Source organism: Parabacteroides sp. D25 (assembly GCF_000307475.1).
In the GTDB taxonomy this organism is placed as follows: Bacteria; Bacteroidota; Bacteroidia; order Bacteroidales; family Tannerellaceae; genus Parabacteroides; species Parabacteroides distasonis.
In genome coordinates this window covers 286,273-301,056 of the sequence record NZ_JH976504.1, presented here as the reverse complement: position 1 = coordinate 301,056, position 14,784 = coordinate 286,273, and the positions used below count along the sequence as shown (strand labels likewise).

Below are 14,784 nucleotides of genomic sequence, written 5' to 3'. Positions count from 1 at the left end.
CAAGAAGGTCATAATGTGTATGTGCTGATTATGACAAATGCCAGTAAATCTGATCCAAATATTTTTTCCGAAAAAGGTATTCAGCGTGTTAGAACAGAGGCACTGGAGGCTCATCGTTTACTAGGTGTAAAACAGACCTTTTTCTTTGATTTTCCGGCTCCTGCATTAGATCAATATCCAGGTTATATCATGTCTCGTGAAGTTTCAAAATGTATATCCGAAAATCAAATAGATACAGTGTTTATTCCCCATAGAGGAGATATACATAAAGATCATCGGATGGTCTTTGACAGTGTATTAGTCGCTTGTCGTCCTGTTGGAGATTATACGGTTAAGCGAGTTTATACCTATGAAACGTTATCTGAAACTGAATGGGCTGCTCCTTATGCGGATGATGCTTTTATTCCCACGGTATTCATTCCTTGTAGTCAAGATGGAATGAAAATGAAATTGAGAGCGATGGAGTGTTATCAATCTCAACTAAGGCGGTTCCCTAGTTCTCGTTCTTTAGAGGCTTTGGAAGCTTTGGCGAAATATAGAGGTGCTACAATTAGCGTAGAAAGAGCTGAGGCTTTTATGCTGATCCGAAGTATTTTCTAAAATCACAATAATAATGAATAAACGAATTTATCTTTGCCTTGCTCACATGAGCGGCAAAGAACAAATGTATATCAAAGAAGCCTTTGATACGAACTGGGTCGTGCCTCTAGGTCCGAACGTGAATGGATTTGAGAAAGATTTGGAGGAATTCGTGGGTGAAGGTAAACATGTGGTGGCTCTGTCTGCCGGTACTGCTGCGGTGCATTTGGCGTTGCTTGCCTGTGGCGTGAAGCCGGGGGATGAGGTGCTGGTACAGAGCTTTACCTTCTGTGCTTCCTCGCATCCGATCACTTATTTGGGGGCTACGCCTGTGTTCGTGGACTCGGAGGTGGATACTTGGAATATGGATCCTGTGTTGTTGGAAGAGGCGATTCAAGATCGTATCGAGAAGACGGGAAAAACACCGAAAGCGATTGTCCCGGTGGCCTTATATGGGATGCCTTATAAGGTGGATGAGATTATGGCGGTCGCTGATCGGTATGGGATTCCGGTCATTGAGGATGCGGCGGAGGGTTTTGGCTCTCGTTATGATGGACGTATGTTGGGTACGTTTGGAAAATATGGGGTGCTGTCGTTCAATGGGAATAAGATGATTACGACCAGTGGTGGTGGTGCGTTGATTTGTCCGGACGGGGAGGCTAAGCGGGAGATCATGTTCTACGCTACGCAGGCTCGGGAGGCTTATCCGTATTACCAGCATGAGCGGATCGGGTATAATTATCGGATGTCGAATATTTGTGCGGGTATCGGGCGTGGTCAGATGACGGTGGCTGATGCTCATGTGGCTCATCATAAGCATACGTGTGATTTATATCGGGAGCTGTTGAAGGATGTGAGAGGGATTACCTTGCATGAGAATCCTTCCGGTCGTTTTGATAGTAATTATTGGTTGAATACGATTGTCTTGGATCCTTTATTGAGGGTGAAAGGGCAGGAGAATGCTTATCAAGCAATGGTACAAGGTGCTGTTGGTGGTGCGGGCGGTGTGACTCACGCAGCGGTTAACGCACATACGGATTGCGAGCCGAATGCCAATGTCGAGGCGATGCGTGTGGGACTTGACGCGATGGGTATAGAATCCCGTCCTTTGTGGAAACCGATGCATAAGCAACCTGTCTATAAAGATTGCCCGGCTTATGTGAATGGGGTGAGCGAATCTTTGTTTAAGGTTGGGTTGTGCCTGCCTTCCGGCCCGTATGTAACGGATCGGGATATTGAGTATATCGTTGGAGGTATAAGGGGCTTGATTGAGCGTTGATTTTAACAGTTTTCATGAGCTAAATTCGTTTCAATGCGTAGGCCTAAGTAAAGGCTAATCATAAAGATCTTATTTTTGTTACGAGGAGGGTGTGTCATTTTGATGCACCTTTTTTTGTGTTCTTTAGCTGAACTTTTCCTTCGCCCCAAAGTCTTACTCTATTAATTTAAATAGGTTTATGTATCTATTATGTCGCTAAACATATTTTTTAGGAGATTTTGGTACTGTTGTCCTGGCTTTTAATGGAAAAACTTGTGTTATAGGAAAAAATAAGTTATGTTTGTGATTGAATCGTGGATAGGAAAGATATGAATTCTATTTTGCAAGATCGGCTGGATATAATAAAGGAGCTATGCAAGCGCTACAAGGTACGGAGCTTGTATTCTTTTGGTTCTGTGAATACTTCGAGATTTACGGAGCACAGCGATATCGATCTCTTGATTGAGTTCGATCCGTCCATCTCCTTGGAGGAATATGCCGATAATTATTTTTCCTTACGAGCCCGATTGGTTGAGTTATTCAAGAGAAAGATCGACTTGGTGACCAATCGTTCCTTATCCAATCCCTATTTCATCGCAGATATCGAACAAGGCAAACAATTACTTTATGGGGCATCGTAGTATTCAGAAATATCTCTATGATATCCAGCAATCCATTTTATCCATTGAGGAATATTTGGGTGAGAAAAGGGATTTCATCGCTTACGAGCAAAACAAGTTGTTGCGTCGGGCAGTGGAGCGTGAACTGGAGATTATAGGAGAAGCAATGGCTCTGACCTTACATGAATTATGAATTTTTATATATAAAGCGGCCTTGCGTTCTTACGTGAGGCTGTTTTTTTATACCTACTGCATTAATAAATAGCGATGAACAAGCGAATTTACCTTGGCCTCGCTCACATGAGCGGATCGGGTATAATTACCGGATGTCGAATATTCGTGCGGGTGTCGGACGTGATCAGATGACGGGGTTTTTTTTATGCTTCTAAACATGGAATGATAATTGGCTGGGATTTGGATAATCGCTAACTTGTCGGCGCTGAATCCGTGAAATTCCTTGCAGATTGTAAGCACCTACTAAATCATTCACGTTATGGAAATACATCTTGATAACTATTTGCCGGAATATCCTTCCTTCGTTTCCGGTATTCGCCGTGCTCCCGATCGCGGCTATTCGCTTACGCCCGCTCAAACAGAAACGGCATTGATGAACGCGCTTCGTTACATCCCTGTTGAATTACATGAGAAGCTAGCTCCTGAGTTCATGGAGGAATTATTGACCCGGGGACGGATCTATGGTTATCGTTACCGTCCGCAGGGAGACTTGAAAGCGAAGCCTATCTCTGAATATAAAGGTAAATGTATCGAGGGAAAGGCCTTTCAAGTAATGATCGATAATAACCTTTGCTTTGATATCGCTTTGTACCCTTATGAGTTAGTTACGTATGGCGAGACTGGGCAGGTCTGCCAGAATTGGATGCAATATCGTTTGATTAAGAAGTATTTGGAGGAGCTGACCGAGGAGCAGACCTTGGTGATCGAATCCGGGCATCCTCTGGGATTGTTTCATTCCAAGCCGGATGCCCCACGGGTGATTATCACGAACTCCATGATGGTGGGAATGTTCGATAACCAAAAGGATTGGCATGTCGCCGCCCAGATGGGAGTCGCTAATTATGGACAGATGACGGCCGGAGGTTGGATGTATATCGGCCCGCAAGGTATCGTACACGGTACGTTTAATACATTGTTGAATGCCGGACGTAAGAAATTAGGGATTCCACAAGATAAGGATTTGCGAGGCTATCTGTTTGTATCTTCTGGTTTAGGAGGAATGAGTGGCGCTCAACCTAAAGCCGCCGTGATTGCCGGTGCTGCCAGTATAATCGCCGAGGTAGACGCTTCCCGTATCGAGACACGCCGATGCCAAGGATGGGTCCAGCATGTGACGGATGATATGGGGAAAGCTTTCTCCTTAGCCGACGAGGCGATTCGTAAGAAAGAACCGATCTCTATCGCTTTTCATGGCAATATCGTGGATTTATTGGAATATGCCGATAAACAGGGGCTTTCCATCGACCTTTTGAGTGATCAGACCTCGTGTCATGCGGTCTATGAAGGTGGCTATTGTCCGGTAGGCGTGACGTTTGAGGAACGTACGGAATTATTGGCTCATCACCGGGAAGACTTTTGTGCTTTGGTCGATAAAACGTTGAAGAGACATTTCGAGGTGATCAAGCGTCTGGTTGCCCGGGGTACCTATTTCTTTGACTATGGGAACTCTTTCATGAAAGCGATCTATGATGCTGGTGTACATGAGATTTCCCGTAACGGTGTGGACGAGAAAGATGGTTTTATATGGCCTTCTTATGTGGAAGATATCATGGGGCCGGAATTATTTGATTATGGGTACGGTCCTTTCCGCTGGGTATGTTTAAGCGGTAAGCCGGAAGATTTGATTCGCACGGATCATGCGGCTATGGCGTGTATCGATCCGACTCGAAGAGGGCAGGATATGGATAATTATAATTGGATACGTGACGCGGAGAAGAACCGTTTGGTGGTGGGTACGCAAGCCCGGATCTTATATCAAGACGCTGAGGGGCGCTTGAAGATCGCCCTTGAGTTTAACCGAATGGTACGTGATGGGGAGGTAGGCCCGATTATGTTGGGACGAGACCATCATGACGTGAGCGGTACGGATTCTCCATTCCGTGAGACCTCTAATATACGGGACGGAAGCAATGTGATGGCTGATATGGCGGTGCAGTGCTTTGCTGGAAATGCCGCCCGGGGTATGAGCTTGGTCGCTCTTCATAATGGTGGAGGGGTTGGTATCGGTAAGGCGATAAACGGAGGTTTTGGTATGGTTCTCGATGGTAGTGAGCGGGTGGACGAGATACTTCGTTCCGCTATGATATGGGACGTGATGGGGGGTGTCGCTCGTCGCTCATGGGCCCGTAACCCGAATGCGATGCGTACGAGCGCTACTTTCAATGAGAACCGTGGCGAACAGTATCATATTACCCTTCCGTATATCCCGGAGAGGGCGTTTATTCATGAAATCGTACAAACATCATTAAATAAAAAGGTATGAGTACTTGGAATAAGATTATGGAATGTGTCCCTAACTTCAGTGAAGGACGGGATCTGGAGAAGATAGATAAGATCGTAGCGCCTTTCCGGGCTAAGACGGGTGTTAAACTGTTGGACTATAGTAATGACGAGGATCACAATCGCTTGGTTGTTACCGTGGTAGGGGAGCCAGTAGCTTTAAAACAAGCCGTATTGGAGGCCATTGGAGTTGCCGTTGAGCTGATTGATTTAAACAAGCATAGCGGTCAACATCCTCGAATGGGGGCCGTAGATGTTGTTCCTTTTATACCAATTCGCGGATGTACGATGGAAGAGGCGATCGCCTTGTCTAAGGAAGTAGGGGAGGAAGTGGGCACTCGTTATGCCGTACCTGTCTTCTTATATGAGAAATCAGCTTCCGCCCCTTACCGGGAGAATCTGGCGGCGATCCGTAAAGGAGAGTTTGAGGGGATGGCTGAGAAAATCCATCAACCGGAGTGGAAACCTGATTTTGGTCCGGCCGAAAGACATCCGACAGCCGGTACGGTCGCCATAGGAGCCCGCATGCCTTTGGTCGCCTATAATGTGAACTTAGGAACGAATCAATTGCATATCGCTACGGATATAGCGAAGAAAATCCGTTTCATCGGCGGAGGTTTACGCTATTGTAAAGCGATGGGGGTTGAGTTGAAGGAACGTGGTATCGTACAGGTCTCTATTAATATGACCGATTATACCCGTACGGCCTTGTACCGGGCCTTCGAGTTAGTTCGTATCGAAGCTCGCAGATATGGTGTTTCGGTGGTGGGGAGCGAGATTATCGGCTTGGTTCCTATGGAGGCGTTGATCGATACGGCCTCTTACTATTTGGGATTGGAGGATTTCTCAATGAATCAGGTGCTGGAAGCCCGTATTATGGAATAGCGTATGGAGAATAGCAAGATATTAATCAGGAATGCTGCCCAGATCGTCACTTGCCATGGGGATAAGGCGCGACGGGGAGCGGAGATGTCTGATTTAGGCGTTATCGAGGATGGAGCCGTAGCGATGTCTGATGGGGTTATTACGCATGTAGGACCTACGGAGGAGGTACTTCGAAACATCCATGCGGAGGATTATTTGGAGATTCGGGCGGAGAACCAAGCGGTGTTACCCGGATTTGTAGATAGCCATACGCATTTTATCTTTGGCGGTTACCGGGAGGAGGAGTTCTCTTGGCGATTGCGAGGAGATAGTTATATGTCGATCATGGAGCGTGGTGGAGGTATCGTGAATACGATGAAAGCTACCCGTGAAAGTGATTTCGATACACTATGGGACAGAGGGGAAGAACGTTTGGATGAGTTATTCTCCATGGGTGTTACCACAGTGGAAGGGAAAAGTGGTTATGGTTTGGATTTGCAAACAGAATTAGTTCAGCTTCGTGTCATGTCGGACCTGAATGAGTCTCATCCGATGGATGTCGTATCGACCTTTTTGGGAGCTCATGCTGTTCCTCCTGAATTTGCCGGTCGTACGGACGATTATGTGGATTATATGATCGAGGAAGTTCTTCCTGCCATACGAGCCGAACATACGGTTACATTTTGTGATGTGTTTTGTGAGAAAGGCGTTTTCTCGTTAGAACAGAGTGAGCGCTTGCTTCGTGCCGCCCGTCATCATCGTTTTAAATTGAAGATGCATGCGGATGAGATCGTTCCTTTCGGAGGGGCGGAACTGGCGGCCTCCTTGAAGTGTGTAAGTGCTGATCATTTGTTACATATATCGGACACAGGCATCAAACGTCTGGCAAGAGCGGGTGTCGTAGCTACCTTACTTCCGCTGACTGCCTTTTCCTTGAATGAGCCGTATGCGCCTGCAAGGAAGATGATAGATGCCGGTTGCGCGGTGGCTTTAGCTTCCGATCTAAATCCGGGAAGTTGTTTCTCCGCCTCGATCCCGATGATGATAGCCTTGGCCTGTATCTATATGAAGATGACCCCTGAAGAAGCGGTAACGGCATTGACCATTAATGGAGCCGCAGCTGTGGGACGTGCCTCCGAGATTGGAAGTATCAGCGTGGGAAAACGTGCGGACGTGATCTTGCTGAAATACCCGTCTTATAAGTTCCTACCTTATCATGTGGGAATGAATCTCGTGGATACCGTAATTAAGGACGGGGAACTTTATATGATGTAAGATAAGAATTGTTGAATCATTTAAATCAAAATACTATGTTAGCAGACTTGACAATTAAAGATTTTTTGGCGGAAACGGCGGGTAGTGCTCCCGTTCCCGGTGGTGGAAGTATATCTGCCTTGAATGGTGCTATAGCGGCAGCTTTGACAGAGATGGTGGCCCATCTGACTGTTGGCAAAAAGAAATATGCGGAAGTGGAAGGACAAATGAAGACGATCGCTACCGAGGCGGCTATGATCCGTGAACGTCTTACTGAATATATCGATAAGGACAGCGAGGCTTATGATCGTGTATTCTCCGCTTTTAAGTTGCCGAAAGAAACGCCTGACGAACAGGTGATCCGTACGAATGCGATACAGAGCGCAACGAAGGAGGCGGCTATTGTTCCGATGAGGGTGGCGGAGGAGATCGGTTCCGTAATGGAGACGATTATCTATGTGGCTCACAAAGGTAATCAGAATGCCGTCACGGATGCTTGCGTGGCGATGATGGCTGCCCGTACTTGTGTATTGGGGGCTTTATTGAATGTCCGAATTAACTTAACGTCCATCCAAGACGAGGTGTTCGTCGGAATGATGCGGAAGAAAGCGGATGAACTGGAGGCGAACGCTATCCGTGTAGAGCAAAAGTTATTGGATTGGGTGAAGACTAAATTATAGCATATGAGCAATGTCTATTATGTGGGTTCCGAGCCTCTCTCTTTTGAGGGAATCGAACGGATACTTACTCAAAATATGAAGTTGGAGCTTTCACTCGAGGTGAAGGAGCGCATCCAGCGTTGCCGGGATTACTTGGATCATAAAATCGAGCAGCAAGAGGGGCCTTTGTATGGGATTACTACCGGTTTCGGTTCTTTATGCAATAAGAATATCTCTCCGGACGAATTGAGCACCTTGCAAGAGAACTTGGTGAAAAGTCATGCCTGTAGCGTAGGGGATGAGGTAAGTCCGGTGATCGTCCGTTTGATGATGTTATTGAAAGCGCATGCCCTTTCGTTGGGGCATAGTGGCGTACAGGTGATCACCGTACAACGTATTCTGGACTTTTTCAATAATGACGTGCTTCCGATCGTGTATGATCGTGGCTCTTTAGGCGCTTCCGGTGATTTGGCGCCTCTGGCGAATTTGTTCCTGCCTCTGATCGGCGTGGGTGACGTTTATTATAAGGGCCGCAAACGGGAAGCGATCAGCGTATTGGACGAGTTCGCTTGGAAGCCTGTGAAGCTGAAAAGCAAGGAGGGGTTAGCTTTATTGAACGGTACGCAATTTATGAGCGCCAATGGCGTATTCGCCTTGATGCGTGCGTTTAGCCTGTCCAAGAAAGCGGATCTGATCGCCGCTTTATCCTTGGAGGCTTTCGATGGGCGTATCGATCCTTTCATGGATTGTATCCAGCAGATGCGTCCGCATCCCGGACAAATCGAGACCGGGGCCGCTTTTCGACGGTTATTGGAGGGAAGTGAGTTAATCGCCCGGAAAAAGGAACATGTTCAGGACCCGTATTCATTCCGTTGTATCCCTCAAGTGCATGGGGCTACGAAAGACGCTATCAATTATGTGGCGAATGTCCTGCTTACCGAAGTAAATTCCGTGACGGATAACCCGACGATCTTCCCGGAGGAGGATAAGACTATTTCCGGCGGTAATTTCCACGGTCAGCCCTTGGCGATTTCTTATGATTTCTTGGCGATTGCCTTGGCTGAGTTAGGAAATATATCGGAACGTCGTGTCGCTCAATTGATCATGGGTTTGCGGGGATTGCCTGAGTTCTTGGTCGCTAATCCCGGCCTAAACTCCGGTTTCATGATCCCTCAATATGCGGCCGCTAGTATGGTAAGCCAGAATAAGATGTATTGCTATGCGGCGAGCAGCGATTCTATCGTGTCCAGTAATGGGCAAGAGGATCATGTGAGTATGGGGGCGAATGCGGCGACGAAGTTGTTTAAGATCATGGACAACTTGGATCATATCTTGGCGATCGAGTTGATGAACGCCGCACAAGGAATCGAGTTCCGTCGTCCGGCTAGGACTTCCCCGGTATTAGAGAAGTTCTTGAAGGATTACCGGAAAGAGGTGCCATTTATCGATGAGGATATTATTATGTACACGGAAATACATCGTACGGTGGCGTTTATCCGTAGGAAAGACTTTGTATATTAATGAATATCGTTAATAGAGGTTAGAAATCCAGCTGAATCTCCTATTCGGCTGGATTATTTTGTATTTTCGCCGTCAATCTAAACACAATCGATCTACTTTATGCAAAATGTAACAAATCCTACCGTGAAAACACACGTAGTTTGGCTGGATGTCGTACGCTTGATAGCCATGTTTACTGTTGTTTGCTGTCATTGTACAGACCCGTTTAATTTCTATCCCGGAGATTCTCCGATTATTGGGGATATTAAGTTTTGGGGAGCTGCCTATGGGGCTTTTCTTCGTCCTTGTGTACCTCTGTTCGTTATGATTACGGGAGCCTTGTTGCTACCGGTCCGGGAAGAGACTTCTATTTTCTATAAGAAAAGGATATTGCGTGTATTCTGGCCTTTCTTGATTTGGTCTGTTATTTATAATTTATTTCCTTGGTTTACGGGACTGCTTGGTTTGAGGCCGGAACTTATTCTTGATTTCTTCCCTTATTCGGGAGAAGAGGTGACTCGTCAATCGTTGAGTGTGTCTTTAGGCTATATCGCCCAGATACCGTTCAATTTCTCATTGTTGGATGTACATATGTGGTATATCTATTTACTGATAGGTTTATATCTTTATTTGCCGATCTTCTCCGCTTGGGTCGAGAAAGTTTCGGATAAGGCGAAATTATGGTTTCTGGCAGGTTGGGGAGTGACTTTGTTTATTCCTTATTACCGGGAATTCGTATCTCCTTACATTTGGGGTGGATGCTCATGGAATGAATTCAGTATGCTTTATTATTTCGCCGGGTTTAACGGTTACTTGCTATTGGGGCATTATCTGCGGAATCATGATTGGTCGTTAGGAAAGATCGTTGGGATAGGCATTCCTATGTTTGTCGTAGGCTATGCCATTACTTTCTTCGGTTTCCGCTATACGACCGCTTTGCCTGCTTACACGGAGGAACAGTTGGAGTTATTCTTCTATTATTGTTCTCCCAATGTGGTGATGATGACGATTCCTATCTTCTTACTGGCGAAGAAGGTAAATGTTAAGTCGGATACGATTAAGCGAATGCTGGCGAACTTAACCATATGCGGTTTCGGTATCTATATGGTACATTATTTCTTTACGGGACCCAGCGTGCTGTTGGCGAGAGCCTTGAATATCCCTTTGGGTTTACAGATTCCTGCCGCTTCTGTGGTAGCATTCGCCGTATCTTGGTTGATCGTATTGGGTATCAGGAAGATTTGCGGTAAGAAAGCCAAGTATATTGTGGGCTGAATTTATACGTACGTTTGCGTAGGCTGATACGTATATAGGCGTAGGCCCATGCGAGCGTACGTGTAGGACGATACGTATATACGTGCGAGACCACACGTATATACGTATAAATCATCTTTATTTCTTGGTTACAATCACTCGCTCTGTCGGAGCCAGATGCTCGTTGCGATAGTCTATCTGCTTGACTACATTCTCGGCCAATTCTTGGAATGCCTTACCTGTGATCGAGTCCGGGTTCAACGCTACCGGCTTACCTTGATCTCCTCCTTCGCAGATACTTTGTACGATAGGAATCTGTCCCAGTAACGGCACGTTCAGTTCCTCAGCTAGGCGTTTACAACCTTCCTTTCCGAATATATAATATTTGTTTTCCGGTAATTCCGCTGGGGTAAACCAAGCCATATTCTCGATCAATCCTAAAACAGGGACATTAACCTTATCCCCAGTGAACATGCTGATACCCTTACGAGCGTCCGCTAAAGCAACCTCTTGCGGCGTACTTACTACCACGGCTCCGGTTATCGCTAGTGTTTGCACCATTGTCAAATGGATATCACTCGTTCCGGGAGGTAAATCGATTAAGAAATAATCAAGCTCACCCCAGTTGGCGTCGCCGATCAATTGCTTCAATGCGTTGCTAGCCATTGCTCCACGCCATAGGACCGCGTCGTTTTTATTTACGAAGAAGCCGATGGATAACATCTTGACACCATAATTTTCGGCCGGCTTGATCAGTTCCCTGCCCTCTACCTCTTCCATATAAGGGCGAGCCTCTTCTAGGTTGAACATCTTGGGTTGGGACGGCCCGAATATATCGGCATCCAGCAATCCTACCTTATATCCTTGTAAAGCCAATGCGACAGCTAGATTAGCGGCAACGGTGCTTTTACCAACTCCTCCTTTACCGGAAGATACGGCGATAATATTTTTTACTTGCGGTAATAATTTATCCGGTTCCGGGCGAGCTAACTGACGGGCTTTTACCGTGATGTTTCCCTTGATATTCACCTCCGGGCTTACATAGGTTAAGATAGCTGTCTCCGCGGCTTTTACTACGGAGCGGATAAACGGATCATTCGGCTTCTCGAATAATAACGAGAAGGTGACATTCATACCATCGATACGAATGTTGTCTTCTACGAGGCCCATGGAAACGATGTCCTTTCCGGTACCCGGGTAACGAACGTTCTTCAACGCCTCAATAATCAGATTCGGATAGATTGTCATATCTGTTGATTTTTTTAAGTCATTCTTTTATTTACCAGAAGCCAAAGCGCTTCGTTTACTGCGATTAAAGCTACGATAAGGATCTAACTCTATTTCTACGTCAGGTTCCACCAATCGCTCTCTTTCCTCACAAACAAATTTGATGTATTTGATGTTTAAGCCACGATCCAGCCATTGTTGCTCGTAATAGGTCTTGATGGATAAGATCTCATCCGCCAGATTGGAATGATATAGGTCGTCTGTACTGAACAATACGGGATAATGGTTCGTTTTTACCATCTCGCACGTATAGGTATACATGAAGTTACTGTCCGTTTTTAAATGGATAATACCATCTCCGGAAAGGATTTCCCGATACATTTTCATAAAACGGGTTCCAGTCAGACGCTTGTTGACCTTTTTCATTTGAGGGTCTGGAAATGTGATCCAGATCTCGGCTACTTCGCCCGGAGCGAAGAAATAGGAAATCAATTCGATACTCGTACGTAGGAAAGCCACGTTCTTCATCCCGGTTTCCAGCGATTCTTTCGCACCGGTCCACATACGTGCTCCCTTGATATCGACACCAATAAAATTCTTATTTGGGAAAAGCTTTCCCAAACCTACGGTATATTCCCCTTTTCCACATCCCAATTCCAAGACAATAGGATGGTCGTTCTTGAAAAAACGTTCATGCCACTGTCCTTTCATATCAAACCCTTTTTCTTGTAGGGCGGCGAAAGGGTATTGGAATACGTGCGGATAGCCCGCCATATCGTCAAACTTAGCTAATTTATTCTTTCCCATGTCGCGAAGATAATACTTAAAAAAATGCTTTTTACGTTTTTTCTACTGTTTTAGATAGGGGTTTTTATGCGTTGGCGAGTCTTTTGAACATATAGGCTGTCAGAAGTTTTATTTGAAAGTGGAGTTGTAACGAATAAAAAAGGATATGTTGAGAGTATTTTTTAGACGCCCGATATTTAAGAATCCGAGGTTTGTCGGATTTGTTTGGTTTGCGACGGCCCTTGTCGCTTGCTTATTGAAATTACCTGTGGGAAGGACTTATAATAACTTTATGATTTATAGGGCTTCCTTTTTCCATGCGTTAGAGTTGAAAAACCTTTATGCGTATTATCCGGATGAATACCACGACCGGTTTTTATACGGGATCCCTTTTACGGCTATAATAGCGCCTTTCTCCCTCTTCTCTCCTTATATCGGGATGTTGCTATGGTGTCTCGCGAATAGCTTGCTGCTTTATATGGCTATCCGTAAACTCGGATTGGCGGATTGGAAACAGGCGTTTGTTATTTGGGTATGCTTGAATGAGTTATTTACGTGTGTTCTTATGCAGCAATTTAACATAGCCATAGCCGGCATGATTTTATTCTCGTTTATTTTTATTGAGCGGAAACAGGAGTTTTGGGCGGCGCTAATGATTGTCTTGGGTACGATGACTAAGATTTATGGCATTGTCGGTCTTGCTTTCCTGCTATTCTCAAAACGCCGGATCGCTTTTTTGAAAGGACTTATTTTCTGGGGCATAGTCTTGTATGTTCTCCCGATGTTATATACGTCTCCTCAATATGTGGCAAGTCAATACGTGAAATGGTATGAGGTACTTCTCGATAAGAATGTAGAGAATTTATTTACTCCTTATACAAATATCTCTTTGTTGGGGATGGTTCGTAAGATTTCGGGAGTCAATACGTATAATGATCTCTGGTTGGTTATCCCCGGGCTACTTTTATTTATTGCTCCTTATTTTAGGATAAATCAATATGATAACCGGCGGTTTCGTATGCATTTTCTTTGCTCTACTCTTTTGTTTATGGTTCTTTTTAGCTCCGGAACAGAGAATAGCGGATATTTGGGAGCCATGATAGCCGTCTGCCTTTGGTATATAGGTACGCCTACCCGTAAGACTACTCCTGTCTTGAATACGGTACTATTCGTTTTCTGTTTTATTCTTACATCTCTTTCCCCTACAGATATATTTCCCAGTTATATCCGGAAAACGTATGTTATTCCTTATGCGTTGAAAGCACTTCCTTGTGTGTTGATCTGGTTTAAGATCGTATGGGAGCAATTGACATTGGATTTTTCAGAGCCGCTTCATCGGCCGAAGACTCTCCCGGGTAAAGAGGAGGCGATCGACCTTATCTTGCCTTGTTATAACCCACAAGAAGGCTGGGAACGTTTGATGATCGAGAAACATGCGGAATTGGTAAAGATGCTTAAAGGTCGCTCACTTCGTTTTATCGTCGTGAATGACGCTTCGAAAAGAGGATTCACGAAGGATGCGGTGGAACGTCTTCTGGAGGCTCTCCCTGATACGATGATCGTAAGTTATGATACGAATAAGGGAAAAGGAGCCGCTGTTAGGGCTGGCTTGTCTCATTCCACCTCATCCATTACTTTATATACGGATTATGATTTTCCGTATGAGGCGGATTCTATCTGCCGGATGGTAGAATGGTTGGAATCGGGATATGATGTCGTTATCGCCGTGCGGAATCATACTTATTATACCCATTTAAGTACTCGAAGAAAGATTATGAGTTATGCTTCCCGTATATTGAATTTTACGCTTCTAGGATTAACGCATACGGATGCTCAAGGAGGTTTGAAAGGTTTTAACCAGCGGGGAAAATCGTTTTTGGCCTCAACTCAGGTGAATCGCTTTTTATTTGATACGGAGTTTATTTATAAGGCTTCGCAGGAGTCGGATGTACTTATTAAAGACATGCCCGCTGATTTGCGGGATAACGTTCATCTTCCCAATATGCGTCGTGGAGTCCTTGCGGAAGAATTAAAGAACTTATTTTTAATCGCTTGGAGAGGGTAGGAGGATTACAGGGTTGTTAATAACCCTGTTGAAAACCCTGTGAATAACGGAAAAAGAACAAAAGAAAAAAGAGATACCTATTAATAGGTATCTCTCTTTTTGCTCTTCCTCTTGGACTTGAACCAAGGACCCTCTGATTAACAGTCAGATGCTCTAACCAACTGAGCTAAGGAAGAATCAGTTTTTAACTTTTTAATCTCTATA

Annotated in this window: 13 protein-coding genes and 1 tRNA gene; 11 read left to right on the top strand and 3 right to left on the bottom strand. The window is 45.2% G+C overall.

The genetic code is table 11. The features are described 5' to 3' along the window. From HMPREF0999_RS14005 to HMPREF0999_RS13960, 10 genes are all read left to right on the top strand, one after another. A partial coding sequence (locus HMPREF0999_RS14005; protein ID WP_009276191.1) for a PIG-L deacetylase family protein occupies positions 1-600 on the top strand: 600 nt, incomplete at its 5' end. A 13-nt stretch (positions 601-613) separates the two neighbouring features. Then, the gene (locus HMPREF0999_RS14000; RefSeq protein WP_009276190.1) at positions 614-1,858 is read left to right on the top strand and encodes a DegT/DnrJ/EryC1/StrS family aminotransferase; all 1,245 of its coding nucleotides are present in this window, start codon (positions 614-616) and stop codon (positions 1,856-1,858) included. Positions 1,859-2,166: 308 nt separating this feature from the next. Beyond that, the gene (locus HMPREF0999_RS13995) at positions 2,167-2,478 is read left to right on the top strand and encodes a nucleotidyltransferase family protein (RefSeq protein WP_009276189.1); all 312 of its coding nucleotides are present in this window, start codon (positions 2,167-2,169) and stop codon (positions 2,476-2,478) included. Further along, a complete protein-coding gene (locus HMPREF0999_RS13990; RefSeq protein ID WP_009276188.1) occupies positions 2,465-2,650 on the top strand; it encodes a DUF86 domain-containing protein in 186 nt (61 codons plus the stop codon). Before HMPREF0999_RS13995 ends, HMPREF0999_RS13990 begins: the two co-directional genes overlap by 14 nt. Positions 2,651-2,950: 300 nt before the next feature. Then, complete coding sequence (locus HMPREF0999_RS13985; protein ID WP_009276187.1) at positions 2,951-4,954, top strand: urocanate hydratase; 2,004 nt, start codon at positions 2,951-2,953, stop codon at positions 4,952-4,954. After that, positions 4,951-5,856, top strand: coding sequence for a glutamate formimidoyltransferase (gene ftcD, locus HMPREF0999_RS13980; protein WP_008772698.1), 906 nt, complete (start codon positions 4,951-4,953; stop codon positions 5,854-5,856). The genes HMPREF0999_RS13985 and ftcD overlap by 4 nt, the downstream gene beginning before the upstream one ends. 3 nt (positions 5,857-5,859) lie before the next feature. Continuing rightward, positions 5,860-7,110 carry an imidazolonepropionase gene (hutI, locus tag HMPREF0999_RS13975; RefSeq protein WP_005859151.1) on the top strand — a complete coding sequence of 417 codons (1,251 nt, stop codon included), beginning with the start codon at positions 5,860-5,862 and terminating at the stop codon, positions 7,108-7,110. 35 nt (positions 7,111-7,145) lie between these two features. After that, a complete protein-coding gene (locus HMPREF0999_RS13970; RefSeq protein WP_008772697.1) occupies positions 7,146-7,769 on the top strand; it encodes a cyclodeaminase/cyclohydrolase family protein in 624 nt (207 codons plus the stop codon). Positions 7,770-7,772: 3 nt separating this feature from the next. Beyond that, a complete protein-coding gene (gene hutH, locus HMPREF0999_RS13965; RefSeq protein WP_009276186.1) occupies positions 7,773-9,269 on the top strand; it encodes a histidine ammonia-lyase in 1,497 nt (498 codons plus the stop codon). A 99-nt stretch (positions 9,270-9,368) separates the two neighbouring features. Then, the gene (locus HMPREF0999_RS13960) at positions 9,369-10,523 is read left to right on the top strand and encodes an acyltransferase (RefSeq protein WP_008779296.1); all 1,155 of its coding nucleotides are present in this window, start codon (positions 9,369-9,371) and stop codon (positions 10,521-10,523) included. Between the two features lie 117 nt (positions 10,524-10,640). Here HMPREF0999_RS13960 and HMPREF0999_RS13955 read toward each other — a convergent pair whose 3' ends face one another. Further along, entirely contained in the window at positions 10,641-11,750 is a 1,110-nt protein-coding gene (locus HMPREF0999_RS13955) for an Mrp/NBP35 family ATP-binding protein (protein ID WP_005859141.1), read from the bottom strand. A 27-nt stretch (positions 11,751-11,777) separates the two neighbouring features. After that, on the bottom strand, positions 11,778-12,536 hold the full coding sequence (trmB, locus tag HMPREF0999_RS13950) for a tRNA (guanosine(46)-N7)-methyltransferase TrmB (protein WP_005859139.1): 759 nt from the start codon (positions 12,534-12,536) through the stop codon (positions 11,778-11,780). Between the two features lie 145 nt (positions 12,537-12,681). Here trmB and HMPREF0999_RS13945 point away from each other — a divergent pair, with 145 nt between their 5' ends. Further along, on the top strand, positions 12,682-14,580 hold the full coding sequence (locus HMPREF0999_RS13945; RefSeq protein ID WP_009276185.1) for a glycosyltransferase 87 family protein: 1,899 nt from the start codon (positions 12,682-12,684) through the stop codon (positions 14,578-14,580). Positions 14,581-14,682: 102 nt separating this feature from the next. On the opposite strand, the gene HMPREF0999_RS13940 is transcribed toward HMPREF0999_RS13945, so the two are convergent. Continuing rightward, positions 14,683-14,756, bottom strand: a tRNA-Asn gene (locus tag HMPREF0999_RS13940). Positions 14,757-14,784: the final 28 nt, after the last annotated feature.

What these genes read in the sequence shown, in the direction of transcription:
- HMPREF0999_RS13985 (WP_009276187.1), top strand. Translation starts at nt 2,951, where the DNA reads ATGGAAATACATCTTGATAACTATTTGCCGGAATATCCTTCCTTCGTT.
- HMPREF0999_RS13945 (WP_009276185.1), top strand. Translation starts at nt 12,682, where the DNA reads ATGTTGAGAGTATTTTTTAGACGCCCGATATTTAAGAATCCGAGGTTT.
- HMPREF0999_RS13960 (WP_008779296.1), top strand. Translation starts at nt 9,369, where the DNA reads ATGCAAAATGTAACAAATCCTACCGTGAAAACACACGTAGTTTGGCTG.
- ftcD (WP_008772698.1), top strand. Translation starts at nt 4,951, where the DNA reads ATGAGTACTTGGAATAAGATTATGGAATGTGTCCCTAACTTCAGTGAA.
- HMPREF0999_RS13955 (WP_005859141.1), bottom strand. Translation starts at nt 11,750, where the DNA reads ATGACAATCTATCCGAATCTGATTATTGAGGCGTTGAAGAACGTTCGT.
- HMPREF0999_RS13990 (WP_009276188.1), top strand. Translation starts at nt 2,465, where the DNA reads ATGGGGCATCGTAGTATTCAGAAATATCTCTATGATATCCAGCAATCC.
- HMPREF0999_RS13970 (WP_008772697.1), top strand. Translation starts at nt 7,146, where the DNA reads ATGTTAGCAGACTTGACAATTAAAGATTTTTTGGCGGAAACGGCGGGT.
- hutI (WP_005859151.1), top strand. Translation starts at nt 5,860, where the DNA reads ATGGAGAATAGCAAGATATTAATCAGGAATGCTGCCCAGATCGTCACT.
- trmB (WP_005859139.1), bottom strand. Translation starts at nt 12,536, where the DNA reads ATGGGAAAGAATAAATTAGCTAAGTTTGACGATATGGCGGGCTATCCG.
- HMPREF0999_RS14000 (WP_009276190.1), top strand. Translation starts at nt 614, where the DNA reads ATGAATAAACGAATTTATCTTTGCCTTGCTCACATGAGCGGCAAAGAA.
- hutH (WP_009276186.1), top strand. Translation starts at nt 7,773, where the DNA reads ATGAGCAATGTCTATTATGTGGGTTCCGAGCCTCTCTCTTTTGAGGGA.
- HMPREF0999_RS13995 (WP_009276189.1), top strand. Translation starts at nt 2,167, where the DNA reads ATGAATTCTATTTTGCAAGATCGGCTGGATATAATAAAGGAGCTATGC.